This window comes from Nostoc sp. FACHB-280 (genome assembly GCF_014697615.1).
Lineage (GTDB): Bacteria > Cyanobacteriota > Cyanobacteriia > Cyanobacteriales > Nostocaceae > Nostoc_B.
This window is the reverse complement of the sequence record NZ_JACJSD010000011.1, coordinates 58,464-76,029: the sequence shown is the minus strand read 5'-3', so window position 1 is coordinate 76,029 and position 17,566 is coordinate 58,464. Positions and strand designations below refer to the sequence as shown.

General features: G+C 40.6%; 15 protein-coding genes. 10 read left to right on the top strand and 5 right to left on the bottom strand.

Annotation, left to right across the window (positions count from 1 at the left end):
* Positions 1 to 94: 94 nt before the first annotated feature.
* The 3 genes from H6G75_RS10560 (at position 95) to H6G75_RS10550 (ending at position 1,794) form a co-directional block, all read left to right on the top strand.
* Positions 95 to 577, top strand: a complete 483-nt coding sequence (locus tag H6G75_RS10560) for a GNAT family N-acetyltransferase (RefSeq protein WP_190979897.1) — start codon at positions 95 to 97, stop codon at positions 575 to 577.
* A 5-nt stretch (positions 578 to 582) separates the two neighbouring features.
* Complete coding sequence (locus tag H6G75_RS10555; protein ID WP_190979896.1) at positions 583 to 1,272, top strand: ComF family protein; 690 nt, start codon at positions 583 to 585, stop codon at positions 1,270 to 1,272.
* A gap of 66 nt (positions 1,273 to 1,338) precedes the next feature.
* Complete coding sequence (locus tag H6G75_RS10550; protein WP_190979982.1) at positions 1,339 to 1,794, top strand: PPC domain-containing protein; 456 nt, start codon at positions 1,339 to 1,341, stop codon at positions 1,792 to 1,794.
* Positions 1,795 to 1,825: 31 nt separating this feature from the next.
* On the opposite strand, the gene cobS is transcribed toward H6G75_RS10550, so the two are convergent.
* Complete coding sequence (gene cobS, locus H6G75_RS10545) at positions 1,826 to 2,599, bottom strand: adenosylcobinamide-GDP ribazoletransferase (RefSeq protein ID WP_190979895.1); 774 nt, start codon at positions 2,597 to 2,599, stop codon at positions 1,826 to 1,828.
* A 364-nt stretch (positions 2,600 to 2,963) separates the two neighbouring features.
* Between cobS and H6G75_RS10540 the strand changes: the two genes are divergently transcribed.
* The 7 genes from H6G75_RS10540 (at position 2,964) to H6G75_RS10510 (ending at position 10,419) form a co-directional block, all read left to right on the top strand.
* On the top strand, positions 2,964 to 3,416 hold the full coding sequence (locus tag H6G75_RS10540; protein ID WP_190979894.1) for a hypothetical protein: 453 nt from the start codon (positions 2,964 to 2,966) through the stop codon (positions 3,414 to 3,416).
* 134 nt (positions 3,417 to 3,550) lie between these two features.
* Positions 3,551 to 4,672 (top strand): tRNA guanosine(34) transglycosylase Tgt, encoded by a 1,122-nt coding sequence (tgt, locus tag H6G75_RS10535; protein ID WP_190979893.1) that lies wholly within the window; start codon positions 3,551 to 3,553, stop codon positions 4,670 to 4,672.
* A gap of 4 nt (positions 4,673 to 4,676) precedes the next feature.
* Positions 4,677 to 4,949: a helix-turn-helix domain-containing protein gene (locus H6G75_RS10530; RefSeq protein WP_190979892.1), complete on the top strand. Its 273-nt coding sequence runs from the start codon at positions 4,677 to 4,679 to the stop codon at positions 4,947 to 4,949.
* Between the two features lie 318 nt (positions 4,950 to 5,267).
* Entirely contained in the window at positions 5,268 to 6,074 is an 807-nt protein-coding gene (locus H6G75_RS10525; RefSeq protein WP_190979981.1) for an aminotransferase class IV, read from the top strand.
* A 93-nt stretch (positions 6,075 to 6,167) separates the two neighbouring features.
* Entirely contained in the window at positions 6,168 to 8,006 is a 1,839-nt protein-coding gene (gene ftsH3, locus H6G75_RS10520; RefSeq protein ID WP_190979891.1) for an ATP-dependent zinc metalloprotease FtsH3, read from the top strand.
* A gap of 205 nt (positions 8,007 to 8,211) precedes the next feature.
* Positions 8,212 to 9,249: a WD40 repeat domain-containing protein gene (locus H6G75_RS10515; RefSeq protein ID WP_190979890.1), complete on the top strand. Its 1,038-nt coding sequence runs from the start codon at positions 8,212 to 8,214 to the stop codon at positions 9,247 to 9,249.
* A 192-nt stretch (positions 9,250 to 9,441) separates the two neighbouring features.
* Complete coding sequence (locus H6G75_RS10510; protein WP_190979889.1) at positions 9,442 to 10,419, top strand: metal ABC transporter solute-binding protein, Zn/Mn family; 978 nt, start codon at positions 9,442 to 9,444, stop codon at positions 10,417 to 10,419.
* 198 nt (positions 10,420 to 10,617) lie between these two features.
* On the opposite strand, the gene H6G75_RS10505 is transcribed toward H6G75_RS10510, so the two are convergent.
* From H6G75_RS10505 to H6G75_RS10490, 4 genes are all read right to left on the bottom strand, one after another.
* Positions 10,618 to 11,562, bottom strand: coding sequence for a WD40 repeat domain-containing protein (locus H6G75_RS10505; RefSeq protein ID WP_206757370.1), 945 nt, complete (start codon positions 11,560 to 11,562; stop codon positions 10,618 to 10,620).
* A 555-nt stretch (positions 11,563 to 12,117) separates the two neighbouring features.
* Entirely contained in the window at positions 12,118 to 12,615 is a 498-nt protein-coding gene (locus H6G75_RS10500; protein WP_190979887.1) for a DUF427 domain-containing protein, read from the bottom strand.
* A 99-nt stretch (positions 12,616 to 12,714) separates the two neighbouring features.
* On the bottom strand, positions 12,715 to 14,298 hold the full coding sequence (locus H6G75_RS10495) for an HlyD family efflux transporter periplasmic adaptor subunit (RefSeq protein ID WP_190979886.1): 1,584 nt from the start codon (positions 14,296 to 14,298) through the stop codon (positions 12,715 to 12,717).
* Positions 14,299 to 14,344: 46 nt separating this feature from the next.
* A complete protein-coding gene (locus H6G75_RS10490) occupies positions 14,345 to 17,341 on the bottom strand; it encodes a peptidase domain-containing ABC transporter (protein ID WP_190979885.1) in 2,997 nt (998 codons plus the stop codon).
* Between the last annotated feature and the right edge of the window lie 225 nt (positions 17,342 to 17,566).

Below are 17,566 nucleotides of genomic sequence, written 5' to 3'. Positions count from 1 at the left end.
ACCCTGAGATTATTTCGGACAGAATAGCTATCTAGTGGGTAAATTGGGTATATATCCAGAAAATTTTTCTGTTCAACCTAACCCACATATCGGAATGAGAGAACATTATCGAGATTTCTTAATTCGTAACTGGGAAAAGGGCGATCGCACCAGGGCGGCCGCAGTCATCAGTTATGTATTATCAGAATACGGGTTGGGTTGGGAACCCAACGCTGCCGACCGAGATGTATTGCAAGTTGAGGAATATTACTTAGCAACAGGCGGTGAATTTTGGGTAATTGAACACCAAAGCCAGATAGTGGGTACTGGGGCATATTACCCCATAAACCGTGGAAAAAAAGCTGTAGAAATCCGCAAAATGTATCTTTTACCAAGTGTCCGCGGTATCGGTTTGGGGAAATATTTGTTACAACAACTAGAAGCAGCGATCGCTAATCGTGGTTTTCAGCAAATTTGGATTGAAACAGCCAGCATATTAGTAGAAGCCGTGAAGTTATACGAAAGTAATGGTTATCAACCAGAAACGGGTGTGGAAACTGCACGTTGCGATCGTGTATATGTGAAATATCTAGACTAATTTTCATGGCCAGTTGGCAGAATCATTTTCAAGATTTTCTGAACCTGTTTTTACAGTCCCATTGTCCTTTGTGTCAGCGAAGTACAGCTAATACTTTGTGTGTATACTGTGCTAGACAGTTACACAACTGCGGTCAAAAAAACCCTAGTGCATCATGGCAAGGTGAAATACCGATATTTGGGTGGGGTGCGTATGGTGGTAGCCTCAAAAGAGCGATCGCAGTAATGAAATATGAAAACCAACCAAATATTGCCCGTATCTTAGGTACATGGTTAGGTGAGGCATGGTTATTAAACTCACCTCAACGTCATAACCAACTGTTGGTTATACCTATACCCATGCACCCGCAAAAGCAAAAGCAACGTGGTTATAATCAAGCTGCGTTAATCGCCGAAAGTTTCTGTCAGACAACTAAGTTAAAATTAAATCTAAATGGTTTAGAAAGGGTGCGAGAAACTCAAGCGCAGTTTGGGCTATCGGTATCTGAACGCGAAAAAAACTTAGCTGAAGCCTTTGCTGTCGGTAAAGAATTTCGCCGTCACTGTCCCAGTACTCCAGTGTTGTTAATCGATGATATTTACACTACTGGTGCAACTACCAAATCTGCCGTACAAACACTTCGCCAGTCGGGAATTACAGTGTTGGGGTTAGCGGCGGTTGCGATCGCTATCAAAGACCAACATACTAGTTCATAGGCGAGTTATATCTGACAAATCTATAATTAAGCGAATACCTTGTGTATGGCAACACAGCCCGAAATTATGAGTAAAGCTTTTGCAGCAAGTTTTAAAAAATTCATCACTGTTCCTACGATTTTTCTGACAATTAGTATCAGTGCAACAACAGCATTCGCCCAAAGCAAGTTGTACAGTCCAATTCCGTTAACTAATTTGACAGAACTTTCCGATACACTCTCGGAAAAAGATATACCCACAGGACAGGGTGGATTCGCCCGTGACTATACAGTTAAATTGAATAAAGGTGATAACCTGGCAGTTGATTTATCTTCCGAAAATTTTGACTGCATTATTACGCTGTTAGCCCCAGATGGTTCAACGGTGGCAGAAAATGATGATGGCCCCGATGGTACAAGTAACTCCCTGTTATTTACCCGCATCAACGAAACAGGAATATATATTATCCGCGTTCGCTCTTTTGGGGAAACTGGCGTGGGAAACTTTAAACTGAAGGTGACAAAATTGCAACCAATTAAGTAAAGTGCTGAGTAGTTAGATTGCCTCTTTCTCTCTAAAAACCGGTTAACACACAGAGAAATAAGGCTTCTGTCCACTCAACGACTGCGCCGTAGGTATCGCCTGTGTGTCCGCCTAATTTGTGATTAAACCATAGACCTGTGAGAAAGGCGATCGCACTGCCAGCTAGTATCATTGTGAGTGGGAGAAATAGGTTTTGGCTATCTATCAACCACAGTAAACCACTCATACTCAACAGTAACAGCAATCCCGGAATCACATCTTTATAGGAACGAATGGCTGCTTTGTGAAATGCACCTTTACCAGTGGGTTTAAGGTAAGGATATCGCCAGATTGCTAGTTGTTGTCCCCACCTTCCCCAACCGCAAGCTGCCATTAAGATTAACCAACGGTGAGTTTCAATTTCTGTTAAGGCTACGGTTTTTAATAATACTATGGCGATCGCTGTCATTGCCCCAAACGCACCAGTGGCACTATCTGTCATTACTTCCAACCGCCTTTCGGGATTGCCTACTGCTAAACCATCCGATGTATCCATTGCACCATCTAAGTGTAATCCTCCAGTCAAAGCAATCCCAGCACAAATAACTAAAGCAGTGCGAGTTAATACTGGAAGACTCAAATAACTCATACCAGTGTCAAATAGACCTAAAATTCCTCCAATTACTAATCCTACTAGTGGTGCAAAGCGAGATACCTCCTGAAAATCTAAGCCATTAATGTTAGGAAAAGGCACAGTACTATAAAATATGGCACTAGCTATTAAGTTATACAGTAATGTTTTACACCACTGAAAAGTTTTTGTCATTTTAGTTACTTTTATTCAGAAATATTTCAGGGATAATATTGATTACTGTGGTACAACCACTAGTAAATAAGTTTAAAGCTTTGGATAAGATAGCTATTAGTTTACAGACTCATCTGAAAAATTTTGTTATGCTGGACTCGTTAAGCTAAATTTTTTGGCTTGCAATGATAACATAAAAAAATAAATTTAACAACGTAAAGCTAGTGCGGAATTTTGTGTATTCATTAGCTTACAAATTAGATCGAGAGTATTGAAGCGATCGCACCACAAAATTGATATTTTTTAAATGTAGGGAACTAATTAAGCTATTAATTTAAGTTTTTTTTAGCTGCGTTCTCATCTTTTTCCTCTCTTTAAATTTCCTATGAGTCATCATCTACCCGATACCAGGATACCGGCTCCGTGCATTGTTGACACGGGCGTGATTGTGAATAAACTCGACATGCGGCGATTACTTTCTGATTTAGGTCGAGTTCACTATATGTACACCCACGGAGAGCAGGTAGTCAGCGAGGGTGAAGGAGATGTCATAGAAGTTTTTGCAAATCCCCAGCGTTCTACTTTAGTAGCTAACAGTGCGCTTTATTTAAACGTGTATAGTTTTGATTATATTGAATTAAAGCAGTTATCCCAACAAGAAACTTGCTTTGATTTGATGCAAGAAGGAATGTGTCTGCGCTTAATACCCCTCACTACCCCTATCCAAGAGCGTCGAGAGAAAACCTTTAATGTCAGCGCCATCGAAGCCATGATGGAACAAGTACTCTCTGCTAAATGGGATGCAGAAATGGATGATGACTGCACTGATTCGTTTTAGAATTGTCATCTGTCATTTGTCATCTGTTATTAGTAGAGGCACAAAGTTTTGCGCTCACATAAACCAAGACGATTAATAATTGCTATAACCAAGGACAAATGACAATCACTTAGTATAGTTATCTAATTTTTACTTTGAGCGATAATTTTTCTTTTCAATCCTTAGCTCGTTGTAGTCAAACAAAAGCCAGAGCCGGGATATTCTTAACGCCGCACGGTGCTGTGGAAACCCCCAGATTTATGCCTGTGGGGACATTAGCTAATGTCAAAACAGTCACACCTGCCCAGTTGAAAGATACTGGCGCACAGATGGTCTTATCTAATACTTATCACTTGCATTTGCAACCAGGGGAAGCAATTGTCGCAGGCGGTGGTGGCTTGCATAAGTTTATGGGCTGGGATGGGCCGATGCTCACTGATTCTGGTGGGTTTCAAGTATTCAGCTTGAGTGAGATGCGGAAAATTACGGAAGAGGGTGTAACATTCCGGTCGCCTCACGATGGGCAGATTATCAATTTAACACCAGAACGTTCCATAGAGATTCAGAATACTTTAGGGGCGGATGTGATTATGGCATTTGATGAATGTCCGCCTTACCCCGCCACTCGCCAAGAGGTAGAAACGGCTACTCAAAGGACTTACCGTTGGCTAGAACGTTGTATAGTCGCCCATAAACGTCAAGATCAGGCATTATTTGGAATTGTGCAAGGGGGCGTGTATTTAGATTTGCGTTCCCAAGCGGCTGTAGAGTTGGCTAAATTAGATTTGCCTGGATATGCTATTGGTGGTGTGAGTGTGGGCGAACCCGCAGAATTAATGGCTCAAATTGTCCAAGCTACTGCACCATTATTACCACCAGAAAAGCCCCGTTATTTGATGGGTGTGGGGACTTACCGAGAAATGGCGATCGCGATCGCTTCTGGTGTAGATTTATTTGATTGCGTCATCCCGACTCGTTGGGCGAGACATGGTACAGCAATGGTCAAAGGTGAACGCTGGAATTTAAAAAATGCTAAGTTCCGTGAAGATTTTGCACCATTAGATGAAACTTGCCCTTGTTATGCGTGTCAAAATTTTAGTCGGGCGTATATTTCTCATTTGGTGCGATCGCAAGAAATTTTAGCTTACACTTTACTCAGCATTCACAATATCACCGAACTGATTCGGTTCACCCAGAAGATTCGCCAAGCAATATTAAACGATTCCTTTCTAGAAGAATTTGGTCATTGGCTAAACTCACCGGAAACTGGAGAATAAGGTTATGGAGCAAGTCACACTCCCAGATGTTCTCACCCTGGAAGAAACCTCAGCATATCTCCGACTACCCATTGAAACAGTTTTGCATCAAGCTGCTCTTGGGAATATTCCAGGGCGCAAGATTGCAGATGACTGGAGATTTCTAAAGGTGGCGATTGATGACTGGCTACATTCTCAAAGTAGTCGAGATATTATTCTCCAACAAGCAGGAAGTTTAGCCGATGATGATTCATTAGCCGAATTGAGAAACACTATCTATCAAGCAAGAGGACGCTGAGAAGTTGATTGTTCACAAAAAAATAGTCATTTGTGCCTACCCTGCGGGAAGCCGCTACCGCGTCTATGCGCGAAACAAAGTGTTTTCAAGTTAAGTGGACACAATTATTTAGAAGACGCATTTCGACTTCTCCCCAAGGGAGATGCTACGCGAACGCTCAATGCTCAATAAGCCAGCGAGAAGAGGGTTGAGCGAAGCGATGCACTGAGCCTGTCGAAGTGTCGAAACCCGGTAATTTCAAGTTAGGTTTAATTTAGTCCTTCTACTTAGAGTTTACTTAAGTCATATTGGTATTAAAATCTGAAGGTAGGTAAACCTATTTATTGGTATAACGGCAAATTAATCGAGTCCCAAACCCTGGAATTGGATATTAACGATCCGGGGTTACTTTATGGTGCAACAGTGTTTACTACGCTGCGGGTTTATGAAAATTCCCTCGATAGTAGTTTAACCAACTGGCAGTCACACTGCGATCGCCTCAAATTCAGTTTACAAGTTTTTGCTTGGCAACAACCAGATTGGCAGCGCATATATCAAGGCGCACAAATTCTTTTACAACATTTCCCCGTTCTCAGAATTACCTTGTTTCCTGATGGTAGGGAGTGGATAACTGGTAGAAATTTACCAGCAGATTTATTAGAAAAACAACAACATGGGGTGAAATGCGCCATTGCACAACCAGAATTTTCCCGCAACTTGCCTTCTCATAAAACAGGTAATTATTTGGGTGCTTGGTTAGCGAAAAATAGTGTGCAGAATTTAGCCGCCCAAGAAGCGATTTTAGTTGATGGGGGGGGTAATTGGCTAGAAACCACCACTGGCAATCTTTGGGGATGGCAAGATGGTAGGTGGTGGACACCGCCCGAATATGTAGGGATTTTACCCGGAATTGGGCGATCGCAAATTATCCAATGGCTGCAAAATCAACAGCTACAAGTGCGAGAAGAACCTTGGACACCTGAGTTAGTCACGGGATTTGAAGCGATCGCCTACACTAATAGTGTGGTGCAAATTATCCCCATTCATACCGTTGAGCAAGCTTCAGGGTCGCTACAATATAATCCCTACCATACGAATTTTCAACAAATTAGGAGGCTTTTTAGCATGACAGCCGTACCATTTTGAGATACCTTAAAATAAGTTAACATAATTCTTAATAATGCCCTCTCATACAGAGACACTCCGCGAAAGCACAGAAAATACAGGAGATAGACCTCAGTGAATAAAAGATGGAGAAATGCGGGGCTGTACGCGCTACTGTTTATTGTTGTCATTGCGCTGGGAACAGCATTCTTTGACAAACAACCACAAAACACACAAACATGGCGCTACAGTCAATTTATTCAAGAAGTTGAAAAAGGTAGAGTTACACAAGTTAGGCTGAGTGCAGATCGTTCTACAGCGATCGTCAAGTCTCAGGATGGAACTAATATTAAAGTTACATTAGTCAACGACCCCGACCTGATTAACACTCTCACCTCAAAAGGCGTTGATATTTCTGTATTGCCTCAAACCGACGAAGGCTTTTGGTTTAAGGCACTGAGCAGTTTATTTTTCCCTGTACTGCTGTTAGTTGGTTTATTTTTCTTACTCCGCCGCGCTCAAAGTGGCCCCGGTAGCCAAGCAATGAACTTTGGTAAATCTAAAGCCAGAGTACAAATGGAACCTCAAACTCAGGTGACATTTGGTGATGTTGCAGGTATTGACCAAGCCAAGCTCGAATTAAATGAAGTTGTAGACTTTCTTAAAAACGCTGATCGCTTTACCGCAGTCGGTGCCAAAATTCCTAAAGGAGTATTATTAGTAGGGCCTCCAGGTACAGGTAAAACCTTACTGGCTCGTGCTGTAGCTGGGGAAGCTGGTGTACCTTTCTTCTCCATCTCTGGTTCCGAATTTGTGGAAATGTTCGTGGGTGTGGGTGCTTCCCGCGTCCGTGATTTATTTGAACAAGCTAAATCTAACGCTCCTTGTATCGTCTTTATCGATGAAATTGACGCAGTTGGTCGTCAACGGGGTGCAGGTTTAGGCGGTGGTAACGATGAACGGGAACAAACCCTCAACCAGTTACTCACCGAAATGGATGGTTTTGAAGGTAACACAGGTATCATTATCATTGCTGCTACCAACCGTCCCGACGTATTAGACGCAGCTTTATTACGTCCTGGTCGCTTCGACCGTCAAGTTGTGGTAGACCGTCCCGACTACGCCGGACGTAGCGAAATCCTGAAAGTTCATGCGCGTGGCAAAACCTTAGCCAAAGATGTGGACTTGGATAAAATCGCGCGTCGTACCCCTGGTTTCACAGGTGCAGATTTATCTAACTTGCTCAACGAAGCGGCAATTTTGGCAGCACGCCGCAACTTAACCGAAATTTCGATGGATGAAATCAATGATGCCATCGATCGCGTGTTAGCTGGCCCAGAAAAGAAAGACCGGGTAATGAGCGAAAAACGCAAGACCTTGGTAGCTTATCACGAAGCTGGTCACGCTTTAGTTGGTGCATTAATGCCCGACTATGACCCAGTACAAAAGATTAGTATTATTCCTCGCGGTCGTGCCGGTGGTTTAACTTGGTTCACCCCCAGCGAAGACCGGATGGACACAGGTTTATACAGTCGCTCCTATCTGGAAAATCAGATGGCTGTGGCATTAGGTGGTCGTCTTGCTGAAGAAATTATCTTTGGTGAAGAAGAAGTAACCACAGGGGCTTCTAACGACCTACAACAAGTAGCAAGAGTAGCCCGTCAAATGATCACTCGCTTTGGGATGAGCGATCGCTTGGGGCCTGTGGCGCTGGGTCGTCAACAAGGTAATATGTTTCTCGGACGCGATATCATGTCAGAGCGCGACTTTTCCGAAGAAACTGCGGCTGCTATTGACGAAGAAGTGCGGAAACTCGTAGATACAGCCTACACCCGCGCCAAAGAAGTATTAGTCAACAACCGTCACATTCTTGATCAGTTAGCCCAAATGCTGGTTGATAAAGAAACAGTAGATGCTGAAGAATTGCAAGAAATTTTGGCAAATAATGATGTGAAAACTGCCGCCTTTGCTTAATCAACTGCGGTAATCATCTAAAATTTGGATTTGGGGTAATTCTTTTTCAGAACTACCCCATTTTTTCTTTGAATTCTTTGTGTCTTACCCTGTGGCTGATATTGAAACAGCTAATTTTCTGCATTAGATTTAGATAAAATTAACCGCAGATGTAGACGCGCTTTGCGCGGCTTCCCGAAGGGTACACGGATAAACGCAGATAAAAATGAACTTGACAACTAACCAATCCTCAGAATTTGCTATATATGATTCCGGGATGCTGTCAGATTATGTCACAGCCTTAGCTTGGTCTCCTGGAGGTGAAATTCTCGCGGCGACATCTGCGGCTGGCGAGGTGGTGCTATGGAATGATGGCAATGCCATAGAGTTGCAAAGTGGTGGCGGTAAATCAGTAGACTGTGTGGCTTTTTCGGCTGATGGCAAATTTTTAGCCGTTGGTGGACAGGATGGACAAGTCAAAATTTGGCGGGAACAGGAACTCATCGCCACCTTAGAAAATGCACCAGCTTGGGTAGATAAGTTGGCTTGGAATCATACTAGTAACTTACTGGCTTTTAGTTTGGGGCGTTACGTCCAAGTCTGGGATGCCGATTTGGGTGAGATAGTCGTCACCTTGAATTTTGATAACTCCTCCGTTTTAGGGATAGATTGGCGTAGTGATGGCCAGTATTTAGCAATTAGCGGCTATCAAGGAGTCAAGATTTGGGAAAGTCAAAACTGGGATGAAGAACCTTATTTTCTGAGTATGCCAACTGTCAGTGTAGCTATGGGTTGGTCGCCTGATAGCAAATACTTGGCTTCCGGTAATATGGATCGCAGCGTCACAGTGTTGGACTGGAGCAACCCCGACCCCTGGATTATGCGTGGCTTTCCTGGTAAGATTCGGCAGTTGGCATGGTCGGAAGCTACTACTGAACTGGGTGCGCCTATACTGGCTTCTTCTAGCGTTGAGGGTATTGTCGTTTGGGAAAAGTTAGAGGATGAGTCTCTAGGTTGGGAAGCGCGAGTGTTAACTAATCATATGGATGTGATTAATGCGATCGCATTTGCACCCCACAGCTTCTTATTAGCCTCCGCCGGCGCTGATGGTTTATTGTGTTTGTGGTCAGAAGCAGCACAAGTATCTCAAATTCTCACAGGTGCTACCGCCGGGTTCTCTACCTTAGCTTGGCATTCTCAAGGCAAGTTTCTTGCAGCAGGTGGTGAACAAGGCGAATTAATTATCTGGGCAAAGGAAATCTGAAGTCTGAAGTCTGAAATACTCTCAGATTTTCTTTATGTATTTTGTTTTTTACTTAACAACAAGGTAGACAGAGTATTTATTGATCAATGCCTACTTAGTTTATGGCTTATTCCTGAATATTTAATATTTCACTGTTATCTAAGAATAATGATTATTGTTAAATTTATTCAGGAAAGCTACTAGCCCTTGATTATGCTCAATAAGTTGCTATTTAATACTTTGTTACGGTCTGCTTGTGTTACTGTTTTAATTGTCTTGGTTGGTTGTACAAGACAAGCAACGAAAACTACCTTCACACAAACAACAACAGCAGATGAAAATCTACCCAAAGTTGTTGCTACAACCAGTATATTGTGTGACTTAATCAAACAGGTTGCTGAAAATACAGTCAACCTTGCTTGTTTAATTCCCCCAGATATAGACCCTCATAATTACCAACCAAAAGCCACAGACAAGGAAACTATCGACCAAGCTAATCTGATTTTCTACAATGGCTATAATTTTGAACCGGGCTTAATCAGAACTATTAAATCAAGTAGTAATACTGCACCAAAAATAGCTGTGAGTCAGTTAGCAGTCCCAAAACCGCAAAGATTTATTGAAGATGGCAAAAGAGTTATAGACCCCCATATTTGGCACAATCCGAAAAATGGCATCAAAATGGTTGATGTCATTAGTAATAATCTGAAAAAGCTAGAGCCTAATAATGCGGCAATTTATAATCAAAATACTAAACAAATTAAAAGTGAATTAACTCAATTAGATAGTTGGATAAAAACCAGAGTTGCTAGTATTCCTAGTGATAAACGTGAATTAGTCATCAGTCATAATGCACTAGCTTATTATGCCAAAGCTTATGGGATGACTTTAGTCGGGGTATTGGCTGGTATTAATCCTGAAAATCAACCAACAGATAGGCAGTTAAATAGTTTAGTTAAAAATATTCAAAAAGCTAAAATCCCAACTATTTTTGCTGAGAAAAATATTAATAAACAGTTAATTCAATCGATAGCTCAAACAGCAGAAGTCAGAGTTTCGGAAAGGGAACTTTATACAGATGGTATTGGAGATGCCAATAGTTATCAAAAAATGTTGGAGGCTAACACACGAACCATTGTAGAGGGTTTGGGAGGCACTTATTTAATCTTTGAACCGAAAGCTAGTAAGTAGCCGGATTGATTAAATTGCTAGTTTATACCAATTCTATGTCAGTCTGCGTTTAATCTTCATATCTCTTCTTTCTTTGTATTCTTTGCGCCTACCCTGCGGGAAGCCGCTACCGCGTCTATGTGGTTTGTTCTTTAATTCAGTGCATCTTCATGCAGAATTTGTATTAGATGTTTGGGTATGAGCGAATGAGAATAACTATTAGTCCGTTTTCCATACCTCAATAGTTTGCTGATTTTGAGCATTTCTACCAAAGCCTACTAATATTTGACTATCATTACTCATTGCTATATCAATAATGTCATTTTCGCCCTTGATTTTTCCTACATTTTTTCCATTACCTATGTCCCAAATTTGAATTAAGCCATCGCTACCTGAACTAAACAAGGTTTGATTATTAAAGTTGAATATCAAATTCCCGACATGATCAAGATGCTCATGAAATGGAACATTTTTAAATTTATCAACTCTTTGAATTTGTTCTCCTGTCTCAAAATCCCAAATTTTAATGCCATCATAGCCACTTCCCGCTACTAATTTTCCATCTTGACTAAAGGAAAGTTTGCGTACTGCGATCGCACCATGATTATCTAATATAAGTAGTTCTTTTCCTGTAATTAAATCCCAGACCTTTATTTTGTCATCAAAGCCATCTTCGCCAACCACAGTTTTACTATTTGGGCTAATAACCCACATTACAGTATATGTTCCAAGATATCTGCGGATTTTCTTCCCACTTTGTAAATTCCAAATTATCGTACCAGCACTTCCTTGAGTAAGCAAAATTTGACTATCAGTACTAATGTTTATATAGAATATCCAACCACTACTTCTGAATATACGAATCTGTTTTCCAGTTGCTAAATCCCAAGCTTTGAGAATATTTCCACCAGTCAATAGAGTTTTTCCATTTGGAGTGATTGCTACAGCATTAAGACTTTTTGTCAAATTAATAGCTTTGGAAGATTCAGTTAGCCAAGAATTGATAAGCTGTCCAGATTGCATATCCCAAACTTGAATTGTAAAATCTTCACTTTGATAAGTTACTAAGATTTTTCCATCATAGCTCAGGGTTTTTGAAGTAAAACTTGAGTTTAGGTAAAAAGTCGATTGATATTTAAAAAATTTGGGTATATATTCTGTCAAATTGCCACCTTTATAGAAACTCATCTCTGTCAGTTATGTTTGAAAATAGGTGCATCGGATAAATTGAATTCTTATGGCTGAGGACGAACCCAGAATAGCAGCCGCCACCCTGCATAAGTTTTAAGCCGTGAACAATTGATAGATAGATTGCTTAACATTTAGCAACATATTATGTAAGTAATGTAATGTCAAAGAGTAAACTTTGGTATCAAAGTTAATTCTCTAGATTTAGCTGTGATAAATTAATAATTGAAGTTGAGAAACTTCCCTGGCAGATCAACAGCCAATGTTCAAGTTAGTTATGAGGTAAAAACGCTGTTTAATTTGAATCTGTCTCGCATAAACGACAACACCCAACTCGAACACTAATATTTCCTCCTCTGGGTAAACTGAGGCGTTATAACTGATAGTTGAATGTATATCGGTTAAAGCCTAAGATGAATGATGTATTTGAGGAAATTGCTAAGTGAGTAGTAGTTTGGGTGTTGTTGTTTTGAGTAGGTTATAGGTGACAGGTTACAGGTGATAGGTTAGAGAGTTTTTTAACTTAACAATTTACCATCCCCAAGTACCGGGGCTGCCTTTAAATGGCCCGACAATATTATTAGTCACCCAACCACCGTAGAAGTTTCCTGGTTGTGGCTGGACTTTTTCACCATCTACATAACAAGCATCCATTAAATGAGCATAAAAAGCCACATGGTCTTTAATGGATGCAAACGCTGATGTTGGGCTGGGATAATACCAAGCGGCGTTTTGGACTTCTTTATCACCAACGCGAATGGTGTAATAGCCTGCGCGTCCTTTCCACTCGCAAAAACTAGATTGTGGTACTGATATCAAATATTCCATTTTGATATCTTCAGGGGGAAGGTAGTAAGAAGGTGGATGGCTGGTTTCTAAGACACGTTTGGCGTTGTGGGTGTCTGCAATGGTTACGCCATTAAAAATTATCTGTATGTGTTTGTTGACAGGTTCTAAGCGCGGGGGACGGGGATAATCCCATACTGATTCTTGTCCAGGTGCTGGTTCGATGCGTTGAGGAAAAACCATACAAGTAGGTAGAAATAAATATGCGATCGCCTTTACTTTACCGTAAAGTTATAGGTTGGTGTAAATGCGATCGCTGTAACAAAACTCAAAGCGCCAAATTTAGCGGACTTCTTTCAAACTATCCACTTGCTTGGTAAACAACTCAGTAAACAAACTCATGACTGTTCTTTCTTCACGCACTTTAATGTTAGCTGTGATTGACATCCCAGACTGCAAGGGTAGTTGTTTCCCATTCATTTCGAGTGCTTGCTTATCTAAGGATATTCTGGCAGGGAATCGGTAGAATTTATGAGTTTCATCTGGTGGTAAAGCATCAGAACCAACCGAAACTAATTCTCCTTTAATATCACCAAATTCACTGAAAGGAAAAGAATCAATTCTGATATCCGCCTTCATTCCTTCCCGGACAAAACCAATATCTTGATTAGTAATAAATACGTCAGCAATATACTTATCGTTGGGGACAATTTGCAGTAATTTTTGGGTTGAATTGGCTACAAACCCAGGATTTTTTGCTTGTAAATCAAAAACTGTCCCACTCACAGGTGCGCGGAGTTCTTGGTATCTGAGATTGAGTTGAGCTTGGGAAAGTTTACTGGTAATATCTGCTAAACGTTGTTCGTTTTCTAGGACAATTTTGATAAATTGGCTATCAATATCTGCGATACGCTGTTTATTTTCTGAGATTTTTTCTAAAACATTTTTACCGGAAACCGCTACAGTATTAGTTAGTTCTTGCCGTCCTTTTTCAATTTCATATTTGAGGCGTTTATCTTCTTCTTGTAATTGGGCGACTTCGGCTTCTAGGGTTTGGACTTGTTGTTGTTGATTCAGATATTGTAACTGAGAAATTCCCCCTTCTTCAGCCAAGGTTTTCAGTCTACTGAAAATCTGCTGTTGAATTGCTAAACTTGATTGGGTATCAGCGATTTTAACTTGGTTTTGGGTTAGTTGTTTTTTGGTTTTTTCAATTTCTAATTGTGCTGCATTAGCGCGGGTAGCTAATTCTAGTTTAGACACTTGTAGACGTTGTTGTTCGTCTACGCCCAGCCCTTGAGTAGATGAGGAATTTCTTAGTTCTTTGCGTAACAATTCATTTTCAGCAACTAAGGCGGCGCGACTTTTCAACAAAAATACGGCATCTGTTGGTAATCTACTACGTAAAAATTCTAATTCTGAACCAACAGTATAACTAGAATTCATCAAGCGGCGATAAATTTGGTTTTCTCGAATCAAACTATTCCGTACTTGAATTAAGGAATTTAATTCGGCTATAGTCGCAACGGTTTCAAAGGTGAGTAATAAATCTCCTTGGTTGACTTTCTGCCCATCTTTTACATAAATTGCTTTGACGACACCATTGACTGGTGCTTGCACTTCTTTGACTGTTCCTTGAGGTTTTAATTGTCCAGTCGCAGGTACAACTTGTTCAATTTTGGCAATACAAGCCCAAGCAATACCAAATCCAGCTAATGCTATCAAGGTCAACATAATTGTGCGTGACCAAACTGGAGACTGGCGTAAAACAACCGATTGTTCAAAGTTATCAAATCTTTGATTAATTAAAGGCTGTTGGGAAACTTTCTTTACAGATGTTAATACAGGTGATTCGTTAGGAGTTTCGGGATGATGTTTACCGTTACCATTATTGCCATTGAGACGATTACCATTTATTTGAGTCATAGCAGTTTTACCGTTGAGGAATAATGAGTGATTAACCCTTGACTAATTACAAATTAACTTCTTGCTGTTGATACAAATAAGAATAATGACCTTTAGCAGCCATTAAATCTTGATGACTTCCTTGTTCTATGACTCGGCTTGCGTCCATGACAACGATAGTATCTGCATGGCTGACGGTGTTTAGGCGGTGGGTAATGAAAAATACTGTACTACCTTGAAAGGCTTTGGCTAAGTTTAAACAAACTTGGCGTTCTGTAGGGTAATCTAAGGCACTGGTAGCCTCATCTAAGACTAGCAGTTTTGGTCTTTGAAGTACAGAACGAGCGATCGCAATTCTTTGTCTTTGTCCCCCAGAAAGTCCCGCACCTCTTTCACCAACACGGGTATTGTAACCGTTGGGTAAGCCCATAATAAATTCATGGGCGCAAGCCACACGGGCGGCTTCAATAATTTCTTCGGTGGTTGCTTCTGGGTTAGTTAAAGCAATATTTTCTTGTACTGTCCCATCAAACAATAATGTTTCTTGGGGAACGACACCTATTTGTCTTCTTAAAGAGTAAAGTTCGACTTTGGCAATATCATAACCATCAATTAAAATTCTGCCGGATTCCACATCATACAATCGCAGCAGTAATTTCATCATTGTACTTTTGCCAGAGCCACTCTGCCCGACGATACCAATAAATTGTCCGGTGGTAAATTCCAGGTTGATATTAGTTAGTTGTAAGGGGCCATTGGGGTTAAAGCGGAAGGAAACATTATCAAATTTCACTGCGCCTTCAATGGCTGGTAAGGGAATGTTACCTCTGTCTGCTTCCCCTTCTTCTGGGGTATCAACAATATCACTTAATCGTTCTAAAGATAAGGCAGTTTCTTGGAAGTTTTGCCAGAGTTGGGCTAAACGTAAAATTGGGCTGGTAACATAACCAGAAATAATCCGAAACGCAATTAATTCACCTAAAGTCAGTTCACCTTGTAAAACTAAATAAGCACCCACCCATAAAACTAATAAACTACTGAGTTTATTGAGAAAATTACTAGTAGAATTAGCCAAGGTGGAAGTAACAACAGTTTTAAATCCTGCGCCTACATAACGAGCATAACGCTCTTGCCAGGAAAAGCGCGATCGCAATTCGATATTTTGCGCTTTCACTGTTTGAATACCAGACATCACCTCAACTAAATAAGACTGAGTTTCGGAGTTGCGTTCGGCTTTGTTGCGTAACTGTTTACTAATTGTGGGTGAAGCAATTAAAGTAATTACCACAAATATGGGAATTGTTCCTAAACCAACTAAAGTTAGCTGCCAACTGTAAAACAGCATCACCACAATGTAAACTACAGAAAATAAGGCATCTAACCCGACAGTTAAGGCTGTCCCGGTGAGAAACTGACGAATATTTTCTAACTCGTTGATTCTGGTTGACAATTCACCGACGGGACGGCGTTCAAAATAGCGCAGTGGTAGTCTTAATAAGTGGTCAATAATTTGTGAACCCAAACCCATATCAATGCGGTTGGTTGTATCCACAAATAAATAAGTCCGCAAAGTCCCAATTACCGCTTCAAACAGTCCCACTACTAACAGTAACGCACCCAGAACATTCAAAGTACTAATACTGTTTTGGACAATTACCTTGTCGATAATTAACTGAATTACCAGGGGATTTGCTAGTTGCGCTAACTGGACAAAAAACGAAGCAATAAATACTTCGATTAGCACTCGACGGTAGCGCGACAAATAAGGTAAAAACCACGATACACCAAATCTTTCTTGTGGCGTTTCTTTGGTAGCACTTAGCAGTAACACCCGCATTTGTGGCTGGTAATTACCGTCTTCGAGTTCTAAATTTGCCAGTAATTCTTTTGGTTTACAGCGTACTATACCTTGGGATGGCACACCCACAACAACATGATGTGCATCTGCTGAATACAACACCGCAAAATTGTTGCGATAACGAATGAGTGCTGGTGTGGGGAGACGTTCAATTGTCGATGCGGGTAAATCTACTAACTGTGCTTTTAAACCAATTAATTCTGCTATATATGCACAAGCCGGGAAAGATATACTACCTTGGCGTTTAATTTGTTCCGATAAAATGCGCCGTACAACTTCTCGACGTATGGGAATTTGTAAATGCTTGGACAGCATTTGAAAACAAGCAAAGGTGGCGTTGACTTCTCCGCTACCACGAACAAAGGGGTATTTCAGGTGCTTTTGTTTTTTTGGTGCTGGATAGTCTACCGCCGTAATTTCTTCCGGTGCGTAGGGAATATCTAACTCATCTGTAATGTCTGTTTGTGTATCATAAATAGACTCTTCCTCAGCCTGAGAATAGTTATCTAAAAATGATAAATCTCCTGGTGCAAAACCAATTAACCTTGCAGGATTTCTCCCAGTAACTTCTATTGTGGCTGCATTTAAGTCTAGGCGAGAACCTGGAGGAAAATTCTTAACTTCACCCCCACTCACAAACCAAATGCTATCAATATCTAGCTGGTTAGATGATTTTTTGCCGGGTGATAAGTATTGTATTTGAGTGTTGAGTAAAGCTTGTTCAGATAATTCCAGAAAATTCGTGACAGAATTGGCTTGTTTGGCGACTTGTACACCCAAAACACTGAAAACTTCGGAAATATGGCTGTGGTTTTGCCGCGTGTAGGCAAATTCTGGATATTCTGTTATGAGGCGCGAATATTCTTCAATATTTAAAGCTAAACATATCACTTCCGTGGAAGCGATCGCCACTTCACAGGGAACCTGACGCAAAAAACTAATTTCCCCAATAGCTGCACCCGGTTTGAGCAATTTTAATGTGATAGCTGTTTGGGTTTGCGGTTCATATCCCAACAGCCGTACTTGCCCTTCATACAAAAATATGACTTTTTGTGGTACTGTTTCGTTACCTATAATTTTCTGCCCAATACGATAGCGCCAAGCTTCTAATTTTTCCGCAATACTCACAATCACTTCGGCAGGTAATTGCTCAAATCCTGCTAAATCAGCAATAAACTCTTGAAAGGCGCTTTTAATATAGGTCATACTTAAACTTGATTTGATATTGGGAAAAACTTAAATATTGACTGTGATCAAGATAATCAAAAAGAAATTAATTTATATTATGCTTTGGTTAACTAGATCGCTTAAATTTCAACTAATAAACATAGCTTCTATACTTGTTAAATAAATCAGATTTTGTTACTTGATAGCTTTACTTTTTTAGCTACAGCAAAGTCTTAATACTAATTAATATTCTCTGAAAAATTA